This is a genomic window from Actinokineospora sp. NPDC004072 (assembly GCF_053604195.1).
The window spans coordinates 94,481-113,374 of record NZ_JBSGHB010000019.1 but is presented as its reverse complement, the minus strand read 5'-3'; the positions used below and the strand labels follow the sequence as shown (position 1 = coordinate 113,374).

Annotated in this window: 19 protein-coding genes; 2 read left to right on the top strand and 17 right to left on the bottom strand. The window is 73.5% G+C overall.

Annotated elements, in window-relative coordinates; translation table 11 throughout:
• Positions 1–3: 3 nt before the first annotated feature.
• From mihF to pyrR, 8 genes are all read right to left on the bottom strand, one after another.
• Entirely contained in the window at positions 4–321 is a 318-nt protein-coding gene (gene mihF / locus ACWEPX_RS26240) for an integration host factor, actinobacterial type (RefSeq protein ID WP_189214409.1), read from the bottom strand.
• A 355-nt stretch (positions 322–676) separates the two neighbouring features.
• Positions 677–1,489, bottom strand: coding sequence for an orotidine-5'-phosphate decarboxylase (gene pyrF / locus ACWEPX_RS26235; RefSeq protein WP_451899905.1), 813 nt, complete (start codon positions 1,487–1,489; stop codon positions 677–679).
• Positions 1,486–4,788, bottom strand: a complete 3,303-nt coding sequence (carB, locus tag ACWEPX_RS26230; RefSeq protein WP_451899904.1) for a carbamoyl-phosphate synthase large subunit — start codon at positions 4,786–4,788, stop codon at positions 1,486–1,488. Before carB ends, pyrF begins: the two co-directional genes overlap by 4 nt.
• Entirely contained in the window at positions 4,788–5,912 is a 1,125-nt protein-coding gene (gene carA / locus ACWEPX_RS26225) for a glutamine-hydrolyzing carbamoyl-phosphate synthase small subunit (protein ID WP_451899903.1), read from the bottom strand. The genes carB and carA overlap by 1 nt, the downstream gene beginning before the upstream one ends.
• Entirely contained in the window at positions 5,909–6,430 is a 522-nt protein-coding gene (locus tag ACWEPX_RS26220) for a PH-like domain-containing protein (RefSeq protein ID WP_451899902.1), read from the bottom strand. The genes carA and ACWEPX_RS26220 overlap by 4 nt, the downstream gene beginning before the upstream one ends.
• Positions 6,430–7,704 carry a dihydroorotase gene (locus ACWEPX_RS26215; RefSeq protein WP_451899901.1) on the bottom strand — a complete coding sequence of 425 codons (1,275 nt, stop codon included), beginning with the start codon at positions 7,702–7,704 and terminating at the stop codon, positions 6,430–6,432. Before ACWEPX_RS26215 ends, ACWEPX_RS26220 begins: the two co-directional genes overlap by 1 nt.
• Positions 7,701–8,642, bottom strand: coding sequence for an aspartate carbamoyltransferase catalytic subunit (locus ACWEPX_RS26210; protein WP_451899900.1), 942 nt, complete (start codon positions 8,640–8,642; stop codon positions 7,701–7,703). Before ACWEPX_RS26210 ends, ACWEPX_RS26215 begins: the two co-directional genes overlap by 4 nt.
• Complete coding sequence (pyrR, locus tag ACWEPX_RS26205; RefSeq protein WP_451899899.1) at positions 8,639–9,226, bottom strand: bifunctional pyr operon transcriptional regulator/uracil phosphoribosyltransferase PyrR; 588 nt, start codon at positions 9,224–9,226, stop codon at positions 8,639–8,641. Before pyrR ends, ACWEPX_RS26210 begins: the two co-directional genes overlap by 4 nt.
• A gap of 251 nt (positions 9,227–9,477) precedes the next feature.
• On the opposite strand from pyrR, the gene bldD reads away from it, so the two are divergent.
• The gene (gene bldD / locus ACWEPX_RS26200) at positions 9,478–9,966 is read left to right on the top strand and encodes a transcriptional regulator BldD (RefSeq protein ID WP_018686187.1); all 489 of its coding nucleotides are present in this window, start codon (positions 9,478–9,480) and stop codon (positions 9,964–9,966) included.
• Positions 9,967–10,011: 45 nt separating this feature from the next.
• On the opposite strand, the gene nusB is transcribed toward bldD, so the two are convergent.
• From nusB to ACWEPX_RS26185, 3 genes are read right to left on the bottom strand one after another with little or no spacing between them, the layout of a single operon-like run.
• Complete coding sequence (gene nusB, locus ACWEPX_RS26195) at positions 10,012–10,431, bottom strand: transcription antitermination factor NusB (RefSeq protein ID WP_451899898.1); 420 nt, start codon at positions 10,429–10,431, stop codon at positions 10,012–10,014.
• 1 nt (position 10,432) lies between these two features.
• Positions 10,433–10,996, bottom strand: coding sequence for an elongation factor P (gene efp, locus ACWEPX_RS26190; RefSeq protein ID WP_451899897.1), 564 nt, complete (start codon positions 10,994–10,996; stop codon positions 10,433–10,435).
• 51 nt (positions 10,997–11,047) lie between these two features.
• The gene (locus ACWEPX_RS26185) at positions 11,048–12,118 is read right to left on the bottom strand and encodes a M24 family metallopeptidase (protein ID WP_451899896.1); all 1,071 of its coding nucleotides are present in this window, start codon (positions 12,116–12,118) and stop codon (positions 11,048–11,050) included.
• 39 nt (positions 12,119–12,157) lie between these two features.
• Between ACWEPX_RS26185 and ACWEPX_RS26180 the strand changes: the two genes are divergently transcribed.
• Entirely contained in the window at positions 12,158–12,553 is a 396-nt protein-coding gene (locus ACWEPX_RS26180) for a B-4DMT family transporter (protein ID WP_451899895.1), read from the top strand.
• Between the two features lie 473 nt (positions 12,554–13,026).
• Here the strand turns inward: ACWEPX_RS26180 and ACWEPX_RS26175 are convergent, their stop codons facing one another.
• The 6 genes from ACWEPX_RS26175 to ACWEPX_RS26150 all read right to left on the bottom strand — a co-directional run bounded on the left by ACWEPX_RS26175 (position 13,027) and on the right by ACWEPX_RS26150 (position 18,832).
• On the bottom strand, positions 13,027–14,406 hold the full coding sequence (locus tag ACWEPX_RS26175; protein WP_451899894.1) for a beta-xylosidase: 1,380 nt from the start codon (positions 14,404–14,406) through the stop codon (positions 13,027–13,029).
• A 239-nt stretch (positions 14,407–14,645) separates the two neighbouring features.
• A complete protein-coding gene (gene aroQ, locus ACWEPX_RS26170; RefSeq protein WP_451899931.1) occupies positions 14,646–15,074 on the bottom strand; it encodes a type II 3-dehydroquinate dehydratase in 429 nt (142 codons plus the stop codon).
• Positions 15,074–16,183, bottom strand: a complete 1,110-nt coding sequence (aroB, locus tag ACWEPX_RS26165) for a 3-dehydroquinate synthase (RefSeq protein ID WP_451899893.1) — start codon at positions 16,181–16,183, stop codon at positions 15,074–15,076. Before aroB ends, aroQ begins: the two co-directional genes overlap by 1 nt.
• Positions 16,184–16,212: 29 nt before the next feature.
• Entirely contained in the window at positions 16,213–16,755 is a 543-nt protein-coding gene (locus ACWEPX_RS26160; protein WP_451899892.1) for a shikimate kinase, read from the bottom strand.
• Complete coding sequence (aroC, locus tag ACWEPX_RS26155) at positions 16,752–17,942, bottom strand: chorismate synthase (RefSeq protein ID WP_451899891.1); 1,191 nt, start codon at positions 17,940–17,942, stop codon at positions 16,752–16,754. The genes ACWEPX_RS26160 and aroC overlap by 4 nt, the downstream gene beginning before the upstream one ends.
• Positions 17,943–18,178: 236 nt before the next feature.
• Positions 18,179–18,832, bottom strand: coding sequence for a prepilin peptidase (locus tag ACWEPX_RS26150; RefSeq protein WP_451899890.1), 654 nt, complete (start codon positions 18,830–18,832; stop codon positions 18,179–18,181).
• Positions 18,833–18,894 lie beyond the last annotated feature (62 nt).

The window sequence follows — 18,894 nt, the reverse complement described above, 5'->3', positions numbered from 1 at the left end:
CGGTCACTCGCCGGAGAACTCGGCGAGCAGCGCCTTGCGCTGGCGGTCGCCCAGGCCGCGCAGCCTGCGGCTGGGCGCGATCTCCAGGCGCTCGATGATCTGCTGGGCACGCACCTTGCCGACGCCCGGTAGGGCCTCCAGCAGCGCGGTGACCTTCATCTTGCCCAGCACCTCGTCGTTGTCGGACTGGGCCAGGACGTCCTTGAGGGTGGTGCCGCCTCGCTTCAGGCGCTCCTTGAGCTCGGCGCGGGCGCGTCGGGCGGCAGCCGCCTTCTCCAGCGCTGCGGCCCGCTGCTCGTCGGTCAGCTGGGGAAGGGCCACGATTTCCTCCGTGGGGTGGGATTTCCGGATCGGTGCCGCGACGTTACCGACCCCTGGCCTGCGACGACAACGCGGGGGCCGGGTTGCACCGGGTGTGACCGCACCGCTAAAGTTGATCAACGATCGGTGACTGTTCGCAGGCCTGACCAGGGAAAACGGGACTAAACCGGACAGCGGCGGATTTCGTCACCGAGCGCGCTCGCCCGCCCACGTGCTGCGCACGGTGAGGCGTGCGCCACTCGCCAGGCGGCCGGAGTCCACCCGGACAGAGCAACGTCGCCACCTGCGCTAATGATGTGAATGGGGACAAAGAGGACCCGAACGGCCGCGGGTCCCCTTGCCCGCTCCGGACAAATCAGGCCACGGCGTCGCGCAGCCGCAGCGCGGCCGCCCGCAGCGCGCCCGCGTCGGGACCATGCCGCAGCACGTCGCGGGAGCTGGTGGGCAGCACGTGCCGTCCCTTGCCGAACAGGCGCGCCAGGTCGGCCGGACCCGCGCCCTGCGCGCCCACCCCGGGGGCCAGGATCGGGCCGTTGAGCGCGGACAGGTCGACCCCGGTCGCGGTCAGCGTGGCACCGATGACCAGGCCGACCGGGCCCAGCGGCTCGACGCCCGCGTTGCGGGCCGTCGCCTCGTCCACCACGGCCTGCGCCACCGACTTGCCGCCCGACTCCGCCCGCTGCACCTGCGCGCCCTCCGGGTTCGACGTCAGGGCCAGCACGAAGACCCCCCGTCCGGTGGCCTCCGCCGCGGCGATGGCGGGCTCCAGCGAGCCGAACCCCAGGTACGGCGAGAGCGTCACGGCGTCGCCCGCCAGCGGGGAGCCGTCGGACAGGTACGCCTGGGCGTAGGCGGTCATGGTGGAGCCGATGTCGCCGCGCTTGGCGTCGACCAGGACCAGCGCCCCGGCCGCCCGCGCCTCGGCGATGAGCCGCTCCAGCACGGCCACCCCGCGGGAGCCGTGCGCCTCGAAGAAGGCCGACTGCGGCTTGAGCACCGCGACCTCCCCCGCCAGCGCCTCGACGCAGGTCAGCGCGAACCGCTCCAGCCCGCTCGCGTCGCCGGGCAGCCCCCACGCGGCCAGCAGGGCCGGGTGGGGGTCGATGCCGACGCAGAGCGCCCCGCGCGCGGCGACGGTCTGCGCCAGCCGCGCGCCGAAGCCGGTCACCGGGACGCCCGCAGGGCGGTCTGCATGGCCTGCAGCGGCTGCACGCCGATCTCGTCGCGGATCAGCGCCTCGATGCCGTGCACCGCGGCCGCCGCGCCCTGGATCGTCGTCACGCACGGGATGTCGCGGGCCACCGCGGCGGTGCGGATCTCGTAGCCGTCCACGCGCGGGCCGTGGTTGCCGTACGGGGTGTTGATCACCATGTCGACCCCGCCGGAGTGGATCAGCTCCACGATGTTGTCCTTGCCCTCGAAGTGCTTGCGCACCACCGTGCACGGGATACCGTTGCGGCGCAGGACTTCCGCGGTGCCCGAGGTCGCCAGGACCTCGAAGCCCAGGTCCGCCAGGCGCTTGACCGGGAACACCATCGCCCGCTTGTCGCGGTTGGCCACCGAGACGAAGACCTTGCCGGAGGTCGGCAGCGAGCCGTAGGAGGCCGTCTGGGACTTGGCGAAGGCCTTGCCGAAGGACTCGTCGATGCCCATGACCTCGCCGGTGGACTTCATCTCCGGGCCCAGCAGCGAGTCGACGCCGTGCCCCTCGGGGGTGCGGAACCGGTGGAAGGGCAGCACCGCCTCCTTGACCGCGACCGGCGCGCCCTCGGCGAACTCGGCCCCGTCGCCCTCGGCCGGGAGCAGGCCCTCGGCGCGCAGGTCGGCGATGGTCGCGCCGAGCATGATCCGGGCCGCGGCCTTGGCCAGCGGCACCGCGGTCGCCTTGGACACGAACGGCACCGTCCGGCTGGCGCGCGGGTTGGCCTCCAGGACGTAGAGCACGTCGTCCTTGAGGGCGTACTGCACGTTCAGCAGCCCGCGCACGCCGATGCCCTTGGCGATGGCCTCGGTGGAGCGGCGCACGGCCTCCAGGTCGGTGCGGCCCAGGGTGATCGGCGGCAGCGCGCAGGAGGAGTCGCCGGAGTGGATGCCCGCCTCCTCGATGTGCTCCATGACCCCGCCGAGGTAGACCTCCTCGCCGTCGCACAGGGCGTCGACGTCGATCTCGATGGCGTCGTCGAGGAACCGGTCGACCAGCACCGGGTGCTCGGGGGTGATCTCCGTCGCGCGCTGGATATAGCCGGCCAGGGAGTCCTCGTCGTAGACGATCTCCATGCCGCGCCCGCCCAGCACGTACGACGGGCGCACCAGCACCGGGTAGCCGATCTCGTCGGCGATGCGCTTGGCCGCGGCGAAGGAGGTCGCCGTGCCGTACTTGGGCGCGGGCAGCCCGGCCGAGGTCAGCACCTCGCCGAACGCGCCGCGGTCCTCGGCCAGGTGGATGGCCTGCGGCGAGGTGCCCACGACCGGCACGCCCGCCTCCGCCAGCCGCCGGGCCAGGCCCAGCGGGGTCTGCCCGCCGAGCTGCACGACCACGCCCGCGACCGTGCCGGACATGCGCTCGGAGTGCACGACCTCCAGCACGTCCTCGAAGGTCAGCGGCTCGAAGTAGAGCCGGTCGGAGGTGTCGTAGTCGGTCGACACGGTCTCCGGGTTGCAGTTGACCATCACCGTCTCGTACCCGGCCTCGCGCAGCGCCATCGCCGCGTGCACGCAGGAGTAGTCGAACTCGATGCCCTGCCCGATGCGGTTGGGCCCGGAGCCCAGGATCAGCACCTTGGGCTTGTCGTGCTGCGGGGCGACCTCGGACTCCGCGGCGGGGTCGAGCTCGTAGGCCGAGTAGTGGTACGGCGTCCGGGCGGCGAACTCGGCGGCGCAGGTGTCGACAGTCTTGAACACCGGCCGCACGCCCAGGCGGTGCCGCAGGGCGCGCACGCCGTCCTCGCCTGCCAGCTCCGGCCGCAGCGCGGCGATCTGGCGGTCGGAGAGCCCGTTGTGCTTGGCCCGCCGCAGCAGGTCCTCGTCCAGCACCGGCGCGGCCTCGATCTCCCGGCGCAGCTCGACCAGCATCGCGATCTGGTCGATGAACCACGGGTCGATGCCGGAGGCGTCGTGCACGTCCTCGACGGACGCGCCCATCCGCAGCGCCCGCTCGACGGTGTAGAGGCGGCCGTCGTGGCCGGTGCGCAGGGCGTCGAGGGCGGACTCCTGGGTCATGGTGTCCGGGTCGGGGGTGGTCCAGAAGCCCACGGCCTTGGTCTCCATCGACCGCAGCGCCTTGCCCAGCGCCTCGGCGAAGTTGCGGCCCAGGCTCATCGCCTCGCCCACGGACTTCATCGTGGTGGTCAGCGTCGGGTCCGCGCCGGGGAACTTCTCGAAGGCGAACCGCGGCACCTTCACCACCACGTAGTCCAGCGTCGGCTCGAAGGACGCCGGGGTCTCGCCGGTGATGTCGTTGGTGATCTCGTCGAGGGTGTAGCCGATGGCCAGCTTGGCGGCGATCTTGGCGATCGGGAAGCCGGTGGCCTTGGAGGCCAGCGCGCTGGAGCGCGACACCCGCGGGTTCATCTCGATGACGACCATGCGCCCGGTCTGCGGGTGGATGGCGAACTGGATGTTGCAGCCGCCGGTGTCCACCCCGACCGCGCGCAGCACGGCGATGCCGGTGTCGCGCATGACCTGGTACTCGCGGTCGGTCAGCGTCATCGCCGGGGCGACGGTCACCGAGTCGCCGGTGTGCACGCCCATCGGGTCGATGTTCTCGATGGAGCAGATGACGACCACGTTGTCGCGGCGGTCGCGCATCAGCTCCAGCTCGTACTCCTTCCAGCCGAGGACGCTCTCCTCGATGAGCACCTCGGTGACCGGGCTCTCGGCCAGGCCGGTGGAGGCCAGCCGCTCCAGCTCCTCGTGGGTGTGGGCCATGCCCGAGCCCAGCCCGCCCATGGTGAACGAGGGCCGGATGACCACCGGCAGGCCCAGCTCGGCGACGGTCTCGCGGACCTCGGCCATCGAGTGGCACACCCGGCTGCGCGGGGTCTCGCCGCCGACCTCGGCGACGATGTCCTTGAACTTCTGCCGGTCCTCGCCGCGCTGGATGGCGTCGATGTCGGCGCCGATCAGCTCGACGCCGTACTTCTCCAGCACGCCGCGCTCGTGCAGCGCGACGGCGGTGTTCAGGGCGGTCTGCCCGCCCAGGGTCGCCAGGATCGCGTCCGGGCGCTCCTTGGCGATGACCTTCTCCACGAAGTCCGGGGTGATCGGCTCGACGTAGGTGGCGTCGGCGAACTCCGGGTCGGTCATGATCGTGGCCGGGTTGGAGTTGACCAGGCTGACCCGGATGCCCTCGGCGCGCAGGACGCGGCAGGCCTGGGTGCCGGAGTAGTCGAACTCGCACGCCTGCCCGATGACGATCGGACCGGAGCCGATGACCAGCACGTGCTGGATGTCGTCGCGCTTGGGCATCAGCGACCGCCCTCCATCAGGTTCGCGAACCGGTCGAACAGGTCCGCGGCGTCGTGCGGGCCCGCGGCGGCCTCGGGGTGGTACTGCACGGAGAACGCGGGCACGTCTAGCGCCCGCAGCCCCTCGACCGTGCCGTCGTTGGGGCAGACGTGGCTGACCTTGGCGCGGCCGTAGGGGGTGTCGAACTCCTCGCCTGCCTCGCCTTCCAGAGCGAACCCGTGGTTCTGCGAGGTGATGGCGACCGCGCCGGTCTCCACGTCGATCACCGGTATGTTGATGCCGCGGTGGCCGTAGCGCATCTTGTAGGTCGACCGGCCCAGGGCCCGGCCCAGGATCTGGTTGCCGAAGCAGATGCCGAACAGCGGGATGCGCCGCTCCAGCGCGGCCTTGGTCACCGCCACCGCGTGGTCCATCGTCGCCGGGTCGCCCGGGCCGTTGGACAGGAAGACCCCGTCCGGCTCGACGGCGAGCAGGTCGTCGATGGCGCTGGTGGCGGGCAGCACGTGGGTCTCGATGCCGCGGGCGGCCAGCATCCGCGGGGTGTTGGCCTTGATGCCCAGGTCCAGCGCGGCCACCCGGAACCGGGTCGGGCCGTCGGCCGGGACGACGTAGGGCTCGCGGGTGGTGACCTCGTCGGCCAGCGCCGCGCCCAGCATCCGCGGGCTCTCCAGCACCCGGACGACCATCGCGTCCTCGCTGGTCAGCTCGCCGCCGGAGAACACCCCGGCGCGCATCGCCCCGCGCTCGCGGATGTGGCGGGTCAGCGCGCGGGTGTCGACCCCGCTGATGCCGACCACGCCCTGGTTGTCCAGTTCCTCGGCCAGCGGGCGGCGGGAGCGCCAGTTCGACGGCACCCGCGCGGGGTCGCGGACGACGTAGCCCGCCACCCAGATGCGCTTGGACTCGTCGTCCTCGTCGTTCCAGCCGGTGTTGCCGATCTGCGGGGCCGTGGCCACCACGATCTGGCGGTGGTAGGAGGGGTCGGTCAGCGTCTCCTGGTAGCCGGTCATGGCGGTGCAGAAGACGACCTCGCCGAAGGTCGAGCCGAGCGCGCCGAAGGCGGAGCCGCGGAAGACCCGGCCGTCCTCCAGCACGAGCGCGGCCGGGGTGCGTGTGGTGGTCATGGGGTACCTCCGGTGAGCGAGCGCAGCGCGGGCACCCACGTCTGGTAGTCGTCCTTGTCGTCGGCGCGGAAGCCGGTGTCGAACTCGTGGTCGCCGATGCGCCAGCGCACGACCAGCAGCCCGGCGCCGCCCATCACCTTCCCGGCGATGCCGGGCTCGGTGCGGGCGTCGACCACGTCCGCGGCGGGGATCCAGACCGGCTGCGCGCCGGTCCGGTCGAACAGCACGCCCTCGGCGAGCAGGTGCGCGGTCGCCTCCGCGCGGAAGCCGATGTCGCCGATGGCGACCCGGTCCTGCCAGCCTGCATCGGTGACCGTGCTGGCGTAGAGGCCGGTGCTCGGCGGCAGCAGGTCGGGCGCGGTGCCCGCCCGGACCGCGGCCAGCAGCTCGGCGGGCGCCTGCGGGAAGGCGGGCAGGTGGGCCTGGCGCTTGCGGCGGTTGCGGTAGCCCCACCACATCAGCGCGGCCAGGCCGACCAGCACGGCCAGGGTGAGCAGGGTGAGCAGAGCCCGGGTCATCAGGCCACCTTCCCGTCCCGGGCGGTGAACCGCCCGCGCAGCAGGGTCGCCACGACCGCGCCCGGCAGCTCCATGCCCTCGTAGGGGGTGTTGGCCGCGATGCTGGCCAGCTCCGCGCCGCGGACCGTCCAGCGGGCGCCCGGGTCGACCAGGGCCAGCGTGGCGGGCTCGCCCACGGCGATGGGGCGGCCCTGGTCGGGCAGCCCGGCGATCTCGGCGGGCCGCTCGCTCATCACCCGGGCGACGCCGCGCCAGTCGAGCAGGCCGGGCTCGACCATCGTCTTGACGACGATGCCCAGCGCGGTCTGCAGGCCGAGCATGCCCGGGCGCGCCGCCGACCACTCGCAGTCCTTGTCCTGCGGGGCGTGCGGGGCGTGGTCGGTGGCCACGCAGTCGACGACCCCGTCGGCCAGCGCCTGGCGCAGGGCCGCGGCGTCGCCGCTCCCGCGCAGCGGCGGGTTGACCTTGTTGACCGGGTCGTAGCTGGTCAGCCGGGAGTCGTCGAGGAGCAGGTGGTGCGGGGTGACCTCGGCCGAGACCCGGGTGCCGCGGGCCTTGGCCCAGGCCAGGACGTCGACGGTGCCCGCGGTGGAGACGTGGCAGACGTGCAGGCGGGCCCCGACGTGGCGGGCCAGCAGGCAGTCGCGGGCGACGATGGCCTCCTCGGCCACCGCAGGCCAGCCCGCCAGGCCGAGCCGGGCGGCGGTCTCGCCCTCGTGCGCCTGCGCGCCGACGGTCAGCCGGGGCTCCTCGGCGTGCTGGGCGATCACCGCGTCGAGCGCCTTGGTGTACTCCAGGGCCCGGCGCATGATCAGCGGGTCGGCGACGCAGAGCCCGTCGTCGGAGAACAGCCGCACGCCCGCCTGGGAGCGGGCCATCGTGCCCAGCTCGGCCAGCTTCTCGCCCTTGAGCCCCACGGTCACCGCGCCGACGGGGTGCACGTCGACCAGTCCGACCTCGCGGCCGCGCCGCCAGACGTGCTCGACGACCACGGCGTTGTCGGCGACCGGGTCGGTGTTGGCCATCGCGAAGACCGCGGTGTAGCCGCCCAGGGCCGCGGCGCGCGAGCCGGTCTCGATGGTCTCGGTGTCCTCGCGGCCCGGCTCGCGCAGGTGGGTGTGCAGGTCGACGAACCCGGGCAGGGCGATCGCGCCCCGCGCGTCGAAGGTCTCCTCGGCGGTCAGGCCCGCGCCGATCTCGGTGATGACGCCGTTGTCGACCTTGATGTCGACCTCGTCCTCGCCGTAGGGGCGGACGCCCTTGAGCACGATCACGCTTGGTCCTCCTCTCCGGCCAGCAGGTGGTACAAGACCGCCATCCGCACGTGCACGCCGTTGGCGACCTGCTCGGTGATGGCCGCCCGCGGCGAGTCGGCGACCGCGTGGGCGATCTCCATGCCGCGCAGCATCGGGCCCGGGTGCAGCACGACGGCGTGCTCGGGGAGCAGCGCCAGCCGCGCGGCGCTGAGCCCGTAGCGGACCGCGTACTCGCGGGCGGACGGGAAGAAGCCGCCGTGCATGCGCTCGGCCTGCACCCGCAGCATCATCACCGCGTCCAACGTAGGCAGCTCGGCGTCGAGGTCGTAGGAGACCGTGAGCCCGTTCACGGGCCACTCGGCGAGCTTGGCAGGCAGCAGCGTGGGCGGCGCGACGACGACCACCTCCGCGCCGAGGGTCGTCAGCAGGTGCACGTTCGACCGGGCGACCCGGCTGTGCAGGACGTCGCCGACGATGCCGATGCGGCGGCCCGCGATGCCGCCGAGCCGGTCCCGCAGGGTCGCCGCGTCCAGCAGCGCCTGGGTGGGGTGCTCGTGGGTGCCGTCGCCCGCGTTCACCACGCTGGTGCCCACATCGGACAGCCAGCCCGCCAGCCGGTGGGCCGCGCCGGAGGCCGGGTGGCGGATGATCACGCAGTCCGCGCCCGCCGCGGCCAGGGTCAGCGCGGTGTCGCGCAGGGACTCGCCCTTGCCGACCGACGACCCGCCCGCGGAGACGTTCACCACATCCGCGCTCATCCACTTGCCCGCGATCTCGAAGGAGACCCGGGTCCGGGTGGAGTTCTCGTAGAACATCGTGATGACGGTGCGCCCGCGCAGCGTCGGCAGCTTCTTCACCTCGCGGCCCAGCAGGGTCCGCTTGAGACCGTCGGCGGTGTCCAGGATCGCCAGGGCGGTGTCGGCGTCGATGTGGTCGGCGCCCAGCAGGTGCCTCATGCCCCGCTCTCCCGGTTGAGCAGCACGGCGTCGCGGCCGTCGGTCTCGGCGAACAGGACGGAAACCTCCTCGGTGCGGGCGGTCGGCACGTTCTTGCCCACGTAGTCGGCGCGGATGGGCAGCTCGCGGTGGCCGCGGTCGACGAGCACGGCCAGCTGGACCGCGCGCGGGCGGCCCGCGTCGCGCAGCGCGTCGAGGGCGGCGCGGATGGTGCGGCCGGAGAACAGCACGTCGTCGACCAGCACGACCAGGGCGTCGTCCACGCCCGTCGGGGGCAGCTCGGTGCTCCCGAGCGGTCGGGTCGGGCGGCGGCGCAGGTCGTCGCGGTAGAGGGTGACGTCGAGGGTGCCCGTGGGCACCGTCACACCGGTGAACTCGGCGATCTTGCCTGCCAGCCGCCTGGCCAGGGGGACGCCCCTGGTGGGGATGCCCAGCAGCACTGGGCGGGCCGCCCCGCTCGCGTCGAGCGAGGTCTTCTCGATGACCTGATGGGCCATTCGGGCGATGGTGCGCGCGACGTCGCCCGGCGTCAGCAGCTCGCGCCGCCCGGCCGGGTCCGTCGCGCCACGGTCTCGCGGCGCCACGCTGGACTCCTTCCCCGCCTCGCTGGACGGGTCCTTAAAGGATGTCGGTTAGGCTCCTGACCTGGAGCCACCGCGACGGTACCAGGCGCGGGCTCGGCCCCGACCGGGTGGTGGCCCCGGTTCGGCGCGGTTTGGGAAAGACCCAGCTTGACCTGGTGACAACTCTGGGTAACCATTACTCTGCGTGTCGATTTAAAGCTACCCGCGGCAGTCCATAGCGCCGACGGGGCGAACGAATGGAGAACCGCCGCATGGGCGACTACGCCAAGGCGCTAGGAGCCAAGCTCCGCGCGATCCGCCAGCAGCAGGGGCTGTCCCTGCACGGCGTCGAGCAGAAGTCCGGTGGCCGGTGGAAGGCCGTCGTGGTCGGCTCCTACGAGCGCGGCGACCGGGCCGTCACCGTGCAGAAGCTGGCCGAGCTCGCGGACTTCTACGGCGTGCCGGTGGTGGAGCTCCTGCCCGAGGGCCGGGTGCCGTCCGGCGCCGAGCCAGCCACCAAGATCGTGATCAACCTGGAACGGTTGCAGCAGCTGCCCGCCGAGAAGGTGGGCCCGCTGGCCCGCTACGCCGCCACCATCCAGAGCCAGCGCGGGGACTACAACGGCAAGGTGCTGTCCATCCGGACCGAGGACCTGCGCTCGCTGGCGATCATCTACGACATGACCCCGGGCGAGCTGACCGAGCAGCTCATCGACTGGGGCGTGCTGCCGCCGGAGGCGCGGCCGTCCAAGGAGGACTGATCGGGCACCGGGGAGGCGCGCGGGCCGCGCGCCTCCCCGGCCCGGCTAGAGGGTGGCCCGCAGCCGGTCGGCGATCCCGCCGATGCGGCCGAGGACGCCGTTGACGAACCGGGGCGAGTCGTCGGTCGAGAGCGACTTGGCCAGCTGCACGGCCTCGTCGATGGCCACCGGGTCGGGCACGTCGGCGGCCCAGAGCAGCTCGTAGAGGCCCATCCGCAGGATCGCCAGGTCCACGGCGGGCATCCGCTCCAGCGTCCAGCCCTGGGCGTGCTCGGTGAGCAGCTCATCGATGCGCGCCCGGTGCGCGCAGACGCCCTCCACCAGGGTCACGGTGTAGTCGTTGACCGGCGGGACGTCCGGCGAGCCGACCCGGTCGGCGAGCAGGGTGACCGGGTCGACGCCGCGGACGGCGGCCTCGAACAGCAGGTCCACCGCCCGCTTGCGGGCCTTGCTGCGCGCGCCCATCTCAGCCGCTGACCCGGCCGAGGTAGCGCCCGTCGCGGGTGTCGACCTTGACCTTCTCGCCGGTGCTGACGAACAGCGGGACCTGGATCTCCGCGCCGGTCTCCAGCCGCGCGGGCTTGGTGCCGCCGGTGGACCGGTCGCCCTGCAGGCCCGGGTCGGTGTGCTCGATGACCAGCTCGACGGAGGTCGGCAGCTCGATGAACAGCGGGGTGCCCTCGTGCGAGCTGACGGTCGCGGTGCTGTTCTCCAGCATGAACTTGGCCGCGTCGCCGACGACCTTGGGGTCGATGCTGATCTGCTCGTAGGTGTGGGGGTCCATGAAGACGTACTCGGACCCGTCGTTGTAGAGGTAGGTCATGTCCCGGCGGTCCACGGTCGCCGTGTCCACCTTCACGCCCGCGTTGAAGGTCTTGTCGACCACCTTGCCGGTGATCACGTGCTTGAGCTTGGTGCGCACGAACGCGGGGCCCTTGCCGGGCTTGACGTGCTGGAACTCCACGACGGACCAGAGCTGGCCCTCCAGGTTGAGCACCAGGCCGTTCTTCAGGTCGTTGGTCGAGGCCACGGGGTTGTTCTCCTGTGTTTCCGGCGCGCCCGGGTGGCGTCCGACACCGGGTCAGACGACCATGAGCTGCTTGGTGGTCAGCGTGAGGAGTTCAGGACCTGCGTCCCGCACGACGAGCGTGTCCTCGATGCGGACCCCGCCCCTGCCGGGCAGGTAGACGCCCGGCTCGACGGTGACCGCCATGCCAGCGGCGAGTGTACCGCCGCCGGTCTTGGCGAGGCTGGGGGCCTCGTGGATCCGCAGGCCCACGCCGTGGCCGAGGCCGTGCGGGAAGAACTCGCCGCGGCCCGCGTCCTCGATCACCCGGCGCGCCGCGGCGTCGACGGCCGCGACCTCCGCGCCCGGGACCACCGCCGCCGTCCCCTCGGCCTGGGCCAGCGCGACCAGCTCGTACAGCTCGCGCTGCCAGTCCGCGGGCTCGCCGATGACCAGGGTGCGGGTCATGTCGGAGTGGTAGCCGTCGACCAGCGCGCCGAAGTCCAGCTTGACGAAGTCGCCCGGCTGCAGCACGGCGTCGGTGGGCCGGTGGTGCGGGATCGCGGAGTTGGCGCCCGCGGCGACGATGGACTCGAAGCTGGGGGCGGCCGCGCCGTGGTCGAGCATCCGCGACTCCAGCTCGCGGGCCACCTCCCGCTCGGTGCGGCCCGGGCGGATGCCGCCGTGCTCGACGAGGTCGGCCAGCGCCCGGTCCGCGGTCGCGCAGGCCATGCGCAGGGCGTCGACCTCGGCCTCGTCCTTGACCAGCCGCAGCTGCTCGACCAGGTTCGCCGCCCGGACCAGCTCCGCCGAGGTCGCCGCGGCGAGCTGGTCGAGGCCGTCGACGGTGACGTGCTGGCTCTCGAACCCCACCCGGCCCGCGGCCTCGGCGACGACGGCCGGGGCGCTGTCGCGCTCGATGACGTGCCGCAGCTCGGGCACCTGGCGCTGCGCCTGGGTGGTGTAGCGGCCGTCGGTGCAGAAGACGTCCACCCCGTCCGCGCCGACCAGCAGCGCGGCGTTGGACCCGGTGAACCCGGTGAGGTACCGGATGTTGAGCAGGTCGACGACGAGGAGCGCGTCCAGCTCGCGGTCGCGCAGGAGCGCGCGCAGGGCGTCCCGGCGTGGTGCGTGGGATTCGGCCATGTCCGCGAGCCTATGCAGGGCGGCGTCTAGTCTCCAGTGATGCGGATGTGGCTGGTGCGCGGCGGCGTGCTGGCGGTCGTCCACGCGGCGGCAGCGGTGTTCACGGCACTGCTGCGCGCCCAGGACCCGACCGACCAGTCGACCGCGTCGGCGCTGGTGCTGGGCCTGCTGGCGGGGGTGTCGGCGGTCTGGGCGGCGGTCGACGGCTGGCGGGACGTGCCGGACCGGGGCCGCACGTGGGTCATCGCGTGCCTGGTGGCGGGCTGGGGTGCGGCCGTGCTGGGGGTCGTCGGCCGGGCGGTGTTCGTCGACGAGACCGGCGTCAGCGCCCTCGGCCCCGCCCTGACCGGCGGCGCGGCCTTCACCGCCCTGCTGGTGCTCGTCCCCGCGGGCCTGGGCCTGCTGGTCGGCCCGCGCCTGACCACAGCCCGCTAGGTCCTGGTGGGCCGGCTCGATCTCCCCGCCAGGAGCCGCCGACCGAGCCGCTAGAACCGCGGAGTGGCCCTCCCCGGCCGGGGCCGATCTCCCCGACGGGAGCCGCCGACGGCAAGCAACGCCCAGCCGCGGGCCGCAGGTGGCCCTCCCCCGGCTGGGATCGATCTCCTCGGCGCAGGAACCGCCGACGGCGAGCAACGCCCGGCCGTTAACCGCGGGCCGCGAGGGTGCTCACCCACCGACTGGGGCCGACCTCCTCAGCGCAGGAGCCGCCGACCGCGAGCAACGCCAACCCGGGCCGCAGATGGTCCTCCCCCTCACTCCCCCCGGCTGGAGTCGATCTCCCTCGGCGCAGGAGCCGTCGACGACGAGCAACGCTGGCCGCTACAGCCGTGGGCCGCGAGGGTGCTCACCCACCGGCTGGACCGACCTCCTCGGCGCAGGAGCCGTTGACGGCGAGCAACGCCCGGCCGCTAGAGCCGCGGGCCGCGGGGGTGGCTGTCCCACTCGGCGGGATCGATTTCCTCGGCGCGGGAGCCGTTGATGGCGAGGAGGGCGGGGTCTGCGATGGGCCAGAGCCTGCCGTCGTCGAGGACGAAGCCGGCTCGGCTGCCGGTGCGGACGGCGGGGGCTCCGGCGGGCAGGTGCGCGGTGGCGGGGATGCCGTCGAGGCCGGGGACGCGCGGCAGGATGCGCGTGGCGATGCGCTCGGCCACCGACCGGCGCTCGACCCGCAGCACCTTGCCGTCCCGGATCACGTCGATGGTGCGCTGGGGCGACGGGACGGCGAAGCCGTCGAGGGCGGCGAGGACGCGGGCGGGGTCGGCGCAGGCGGCGGTGCCGGTCAGGTCGAGGCCGAAGTGGCGCAGGTCCGTGGGCGCGGACTCGACGCGGGTGGCCCGGATGAGGTCGACGGCGACCCGGTCGCAGGGGGCGTCGCGGGAGGGGATGGCGTGGCCCTGCGGGTCGCGGACCAGGCCGGGGCCCTCGGCCCACGGGCCGGGGACGAGGACCGGGTGGTACGGGTGGGCGCGGAAGTCGCGGTCCCAGAAGGTCAGCGTGGTCCCGCCTTCGGTCTGGTGGGCGATGGCGAAGGCGGCCAGGGCGTCGACCCACATGACGTCGACGCTGAAGGCGTCCACCACCGAGCGGGTGCGGGGGCCGGTGGTGCCGCTGGGCGCGAAGCCGTCCGGCCCCAGCGCTTCCACCTGGGACTGGAAGGTCGGATCGGGCGAGCGCAGGACGAACTGGCCCGCGCCGTTCCAGCCCGCGGCTCCGGCGGTGGTGTCGGTGAACAGCAGGTAGAAGTGGCCGTCGAGGTGGACCGCGGCGGGCTGGCCCGTGCCGTAGCCGTTCTCGCGGATCTGGTCGCGGGCCGAGGTGACGATCGGTCTGCCGCCGTTGGCCCTGGTCCAGCGCTTGCCGTCGCGGCTGGTGGCCAGCCCGATCGCGTTGCCGTGCGTGTGGTCGCCCGCGGCGCCGGTGTAGTAGAGGTAGTAGGTCCCGTCGACCTTGATGACCGAGGGGTCGCAGGTGTGCATGCCGTCGAACCCCGTGCGGCTGCCGGAGAACACCGCCTGCCCACCGCTGCCGTCCGGGCCGCGGAAGGGCGTGTCGAGATCGGTGGTCTCGGCGAGCAGCAGGTCATCCCCGGGTGGCGCGGCCGCGCCGAGCTGGCTGCACCACCACATGCGGTACTTGCCGCTCTCGCGGATCAGCGTCGGCCCATAGTTGTAGGGCGCGTCCGCGCTGCCCGCCGCGATGACCCGCTCGCTCTGCCTGCCCTGCGCCGTGCCCAGGGCCGCGGGGACGACGGGCCGCGGCTGCGCGGCAGGCGCCGTCGTGGTGCCCACCGGCTCCGCGGCGCCCGGTGGCTCGACCAGAGCCGTGCCCGACGTGCACCCGGCCACAACGAAGAGAGCCAGGACCACGGCAAGCCGCGGCCGCCGGACCCGGCAAACCATGAGCGGTGGGGACCTTCCATGCCGATGACGCGCGTGCCGCCCAGTGTAGGAGCGCCGCCGCCCCCGGAACCGCCATCGCGCCAACCGCCGAATGCATCACATTTCCAGCCCAGGCGGCGCGCCGTCGGTCAGCCCTGGGACGCGCCTGCCAGCCAGCGCAGGGCCAGGGCGTAGCCGTCGACGCCGAGGCCGACGATCACACCCGCCGCGATGTCGGACAGAACGCTGTGCCTGCGGAACTCCTCGCGCTTGTGGACGTTGGAGATGTGCACCTCCACCAGCGGCGCGCTGAGCTGGGCGGCGGCGTCGCGCACGGCGATGGAGTAGTGCGTCCACGCGCCCGCGTTGAGGACCACCGGCAGGTCGCGGTCGGCGGCCTCGTGCAGCCAGCCGACCATCTCGCCCTCGTGGTCGGTCTGCCGCACCTCGACCTCGACGCCGAGGACCGCCCCCGTCCGCACGCACAGCTCGGCCAAGTCGGCGTGCGTCGTGCTGCCGTAGACCTGCGGCTCGCGGGTGCCGAGCCTGCCCAGGTTCGGGCCGTTGAGGACGAGGATCACAGCAGCACCCCGCCCCCGCGCGGCTCGGCGGCCACCGCCGAGTAGGCCGCGGCCAGCAGCGCCGGGTCCGGGCCCTCCAGGCGGGTCGGCTTGGCCAGGCCGTCGAGGACGACGAAGCGCAGCACGCCGGACTTGGTCTTCTTGTCGCCGAGCATCGTCTCGATCAGCTGCGGCAGCGCGTCGGCGTCGTAGCTGACCGGCAGCCCCAGCGCGGTGAGGATGGTGCGGTGCCGGTCGGCGGTGGCGTCGTCGAGCCTGCCCGCCAACCGGGCCAGCTCGGCGGCGAACACCATGCCGACGCTGATCGCCGCGCCGTGCCGCCACCGGTAGCGCTCGCGGCGCTCGATGGCGTGGCCGAGGGTGTGGCCGTAGTTGAGGATCTCCCGCAGGCTCGACTCGCGCAGGTCGCTGGCCACCACGTCGGCCTTGACCTGGATCTTGCGCCGCACCAGCTCGGCGAGCACGTCGCCGTCGGGGTCGACCGCGGCGGCCGGGTCGGCCTCGATCAGGTCGAGGATCACCGGGTCGGCGATGAAGCCGCCCTTGACCACCTCGGCCATGCCCGCGACCAACTCGTTGCGCGGCAGCGACCCCAGCGTCGCCAGGTCCACCAGCACGGCGGCGGGCTCGTGGAAGGCCCCCACGAGGTTCTTGCCCGCCTCGGTGTTGATCCCGGTCTTGCCCCCGACCGCGGCGTCGACCATGCCCAGCAGCGTCGTCGGCACGTTGACCAGCCGCACCCCGCGCATCCACGTCGCCGCGACGAACCCGGCCAGGTCCGTCACCGCCCCGCCGCCGAGCGCCACGACCGTGCCCTGCCGGTCCAGGCCGATGCGCCCGAGCACCTCCCAGCAGAACCCGGCCACCGACAGCGCCTTGCCGTCCTCGGCGTCCGGGATCTCGATGCGGTGGGCGTCCACCCCCGCCGCGGCCAGCTCCTCGCGGATCTGCTCCGCGGTGGCGGTCAGCGTCGGCTGGTGCACGATCGCCGCCTTCGACGACCCCCGCACGACCTCGACGAGCTCGCCGAGCAGCCCCTTGCCGACCACCACGTCGTACGGCTGGCCGGTGGCCACCCGGATCCGCACGGGCTGCTCGGTTCCCACGGTCCCTCCAGTCCTCTCGGCCACGGCCGTCAGGCCCCGGCCAGCTCGGCGGCCAGGCGGGCCACCACGTCCTCGGCGGTGCTGCGGTCGGTGTCGACCTCCACGGTCGCCACCTCCCGGTACAGCGGCAACCGCGCGTCCAGCAGCTCCTTGAACTTCGCCCGCGGGTTGACCCCGGCCAGCAGCGGCCGCGCCGTCGACAGCCCCGTCCGCCGCACCCCCTCGGCCAGCCCGACGTTCAGGAACACCACGGTGTGCCCGCCCAGCAGCTCCCGGGTCCGCGCCGACAGCACGGCCCCACCCCCGAGCGACAGCACCCCGTCGTGCTCCACCAGCGCCTTGGCGACCGCGTCCTCCTCAGCCGCCCGGAACGCCTCCTCGCCGTCCTCGGTGAAGATCTCCGCCACGGACTTGCCCACCGCGGCCACGACATCGGCATCGGTGTCGCGGAACCCGACCCCCAACGCCGCCGCCAACGCCTCCCCGACCGTCGTCTTCCCCGCCCCCGGCGGCCCGACGACCACGGCGACCGGACGGGCCCCGCCCCCGCCCCCTCCCCCGCCCGTGGTCACCAGCGCTCCCGCAGGGACGCGAGGTAGCCGTCGAGGTTGCGCCGGGTCTCCGGCAGCGAGTCGCCGCCGAACTTCTCCAGCGCGGCCTCGGCCACGACCAGCGCCACCACGGACTCCAGCACGACCCCCGCCCGCGGCACGGCGCAGACGTCGGAGCGCTGGTGGATGGCCACCGCGGGCTCGCCGGTCACCACGTCCACGGTCGCCAGCGCCCGCGGCACGGTGGAGATCGGCTTCATCGCCACCCGCACCCGCAGCGGCTCGCCGTTGGTGATGCCGCCCTCCAGCCCGCCTGCCCGGTTCGACCGCCTGCTGACCCCGGTGACGGTGCCCTCGGCCCGGTCGATCTCGTCGTGCGCCTGGCTGCCCCACCGCGTCGCGGTGGTGAAGCCGTCGCCGATCTCGACCCCCTTCATGGCCTGCACGCCCATCAACGCCCCGGCCAGCCGCGCGTCGAGCCTGCGGTCCCAGTGCACGTGCGAGCCCAGCCCCGGCGGCAGCCCGTAGACGATGACCTCGATGACCCCGCCGACGGTGTCGCCCGCCTTCTTGACGGCCTCCACCTCGGCGACCATCGCCTCGGTCCCCGCCGGGTCGAACGCCCGCACCGGGCTGGCGTCGATCGCGGCCAGGTCGCCCGGCCCCGGCAGCGGCCCGTCCGGCGCCACCGCCCCGCCGATCGACACCACGTGGCTGACGATCTCGGCCCCGAACAGCTGCCGCAGGAAGTTGCGCGCCACCGTCCCCGCCGCCGTCCGCGCCGCCGTCTCCCGCGCGCTGGCCCGCTCGAGCACGGGCCGTGCCTCGTCGAACCCGTACTTCTGCATGCCCGGCAGGTCGGCGTGCCCCGGCCGCGGCCGGGTCAGCGGCTCGTTGCGAGCCTGGTTGGCCAGCACCTCGGGGTCCACCGGGTCGGCCGCCATGACGGTCTCCCACTTGGGCCACTCGGCGTTCTCGATCCGCACCGCGATCGGCCCGCCCTGGGTGAGCCCGTGGCGCACCCCGCCGAGGAACTCGACGTGGTCGGTCTCGAACCCCATCCGCGGGCTGCGCCCGAACCCGAGCCGCCTGCGGGCCATCTGCTCGCCCAGGTCGGCGGTGGTGACCTCGACTCCGGCCACCATTCCCTCGAGCACGGCCACCAGCGCGGGCCCGTGCGACTCTCCAGCGGTCATCCAACGCAGCACGCCCGGAATACTTCCATGCCCGCCGCGCGCCCGGTCGCCGGGATCGGACCGACCACCTCCGGCACCAGCCGAGAATCCGCAGCTCAGACCGCACACGTCCGCTCAACGAACATCAACCACCACCTTCCGAATTGCATCGACTGACCTAACGGCCCCCGTCGGCACCCGCGCTGGATCGACTGCGGGACCGACCGGACGGCACTCCCACCGGCGACGATCGGACCACCGACCCGACGTCACACGCCGACGATCGCCAAGGCGCAGGCCGCTGCGAGCATGCCCGGCCCGTGCGGCGCCCCCGACCGCCAGCGCGGCACCGCGGCGATCAGCACCAGCGTCACCGCCGAGGCGCCCACCAGCGCGATCAGCAGCGCCTCCACGCCCAGGACCCCCAGCACCGCGCCGACCAGCAGTGCCAGCTTCACGTCCCCGCCACCCACCGAGCCCGGACGCAGCAAGGCGATCAGCGCGTGCACCGCAAAGAACCCCACCGCACCGAGCACCGCGCGCACGACGACATCACCGCCTCCGCCCGCCGAAGCCGCGATCGCCAGTGCGACCCCGAGCACCGGTAAGCCGCCTAAGGTCAAGGCGTCGGGCAAGCGCCGATGGCGCAGGTCGACGAGGACGAGCGGCACCGCCACCCAAGTCAGCACGCACGCCGTCGGCACCCACCAGCCCGGTAAGCCGCCGGACACCCAGCGGGCGGCGATCACGCCCCACAGGGCCGCCGTCAGCACCTCGCAGACCCCAGGCGGCACCGGCATCCCCCGCGGCAGGGCACTCAGCAGCAACCGCGCGGCCAAGCCCGCCAGCGCACCCGCCAAGACGGCGAGGGCGACGCCGGCCCCCGGGTGGTGAACCGCCAGCGCGCAGGCCAAGGCGGCCATGCCCAGCAGAGCGGGAAGCAATCCAGTACGCATCGGGACCTCCGGTGAGATTCGGAGCAGTT

Excerpts from the sequence above, each read along its gene's own strand:
- ACWEPX_RS26210 (WP_451899900.1), bottom strand. The coding sequence starts at position 8,642 with ATGAGGCACCTGCTGGGCGCCGACCACATCGACGCCGACACCGCCCTG.
- ACWEPX_RS26150 (WP_451899890.1), bottom strand. The coding sequence starts at position 18,832 with ATGGCCGCCTTGGCCTGCGCGCTGGCGGTTCACCACCCGGGGGCCGGC.
- carB (WP_451899904.1), bottom strand. The coding sequence starts at position 4,788 with ATGCCCAAGCGCGACGACATCCAGCACGTGCTGGTCATCGGCTCCGGT.
- bldD (WP_018686187.1), top strand. The coding sequence starts at position 9,478 with ATGGGCGACTACGCCAAGGCGCTAGGAGCCAAGCTCCGCGCGATCCGC.
- ACWEPX_RS26220 (WP_451899902.1), bottom strand. The coding sequence starts at position 6,430 with ATGACCCGGGCTCTGCTCACCCTGCTCACCCTGGCCGTGCTGGTCGGC.
- carA (WP_451899903.1), bottom strand. The coding sequence starts at position 5,912 with ATGACCACCACACGCACCCCGGCCGCGCTCGTGCTGGAGGACGGCCGG.
- nusB (WP_451899898.1), bottom strand. The coding sequence starts at position 10,431 with ATGGGCGCGCGCAGCAAGGCCCGCAAGCGGGCGGTGGACCTGCTGTTC.
- ACWEPX_RS26185 (WP_451899896.1), bottom strand. The coding sequence starts at position 12,118 with ATGGCCGAATCCCACGCACCACGCCGGGACGCCCTGCGCGCGCTCCTG.
- ACWEPX_RS26180 (WP_451899895.1), top strand. The coding sequence starts at position 12,158 with ATGCGGATGTGGCTGGTGCGCGGCGGCGTGCTGGCGGTCGTCCACGCG.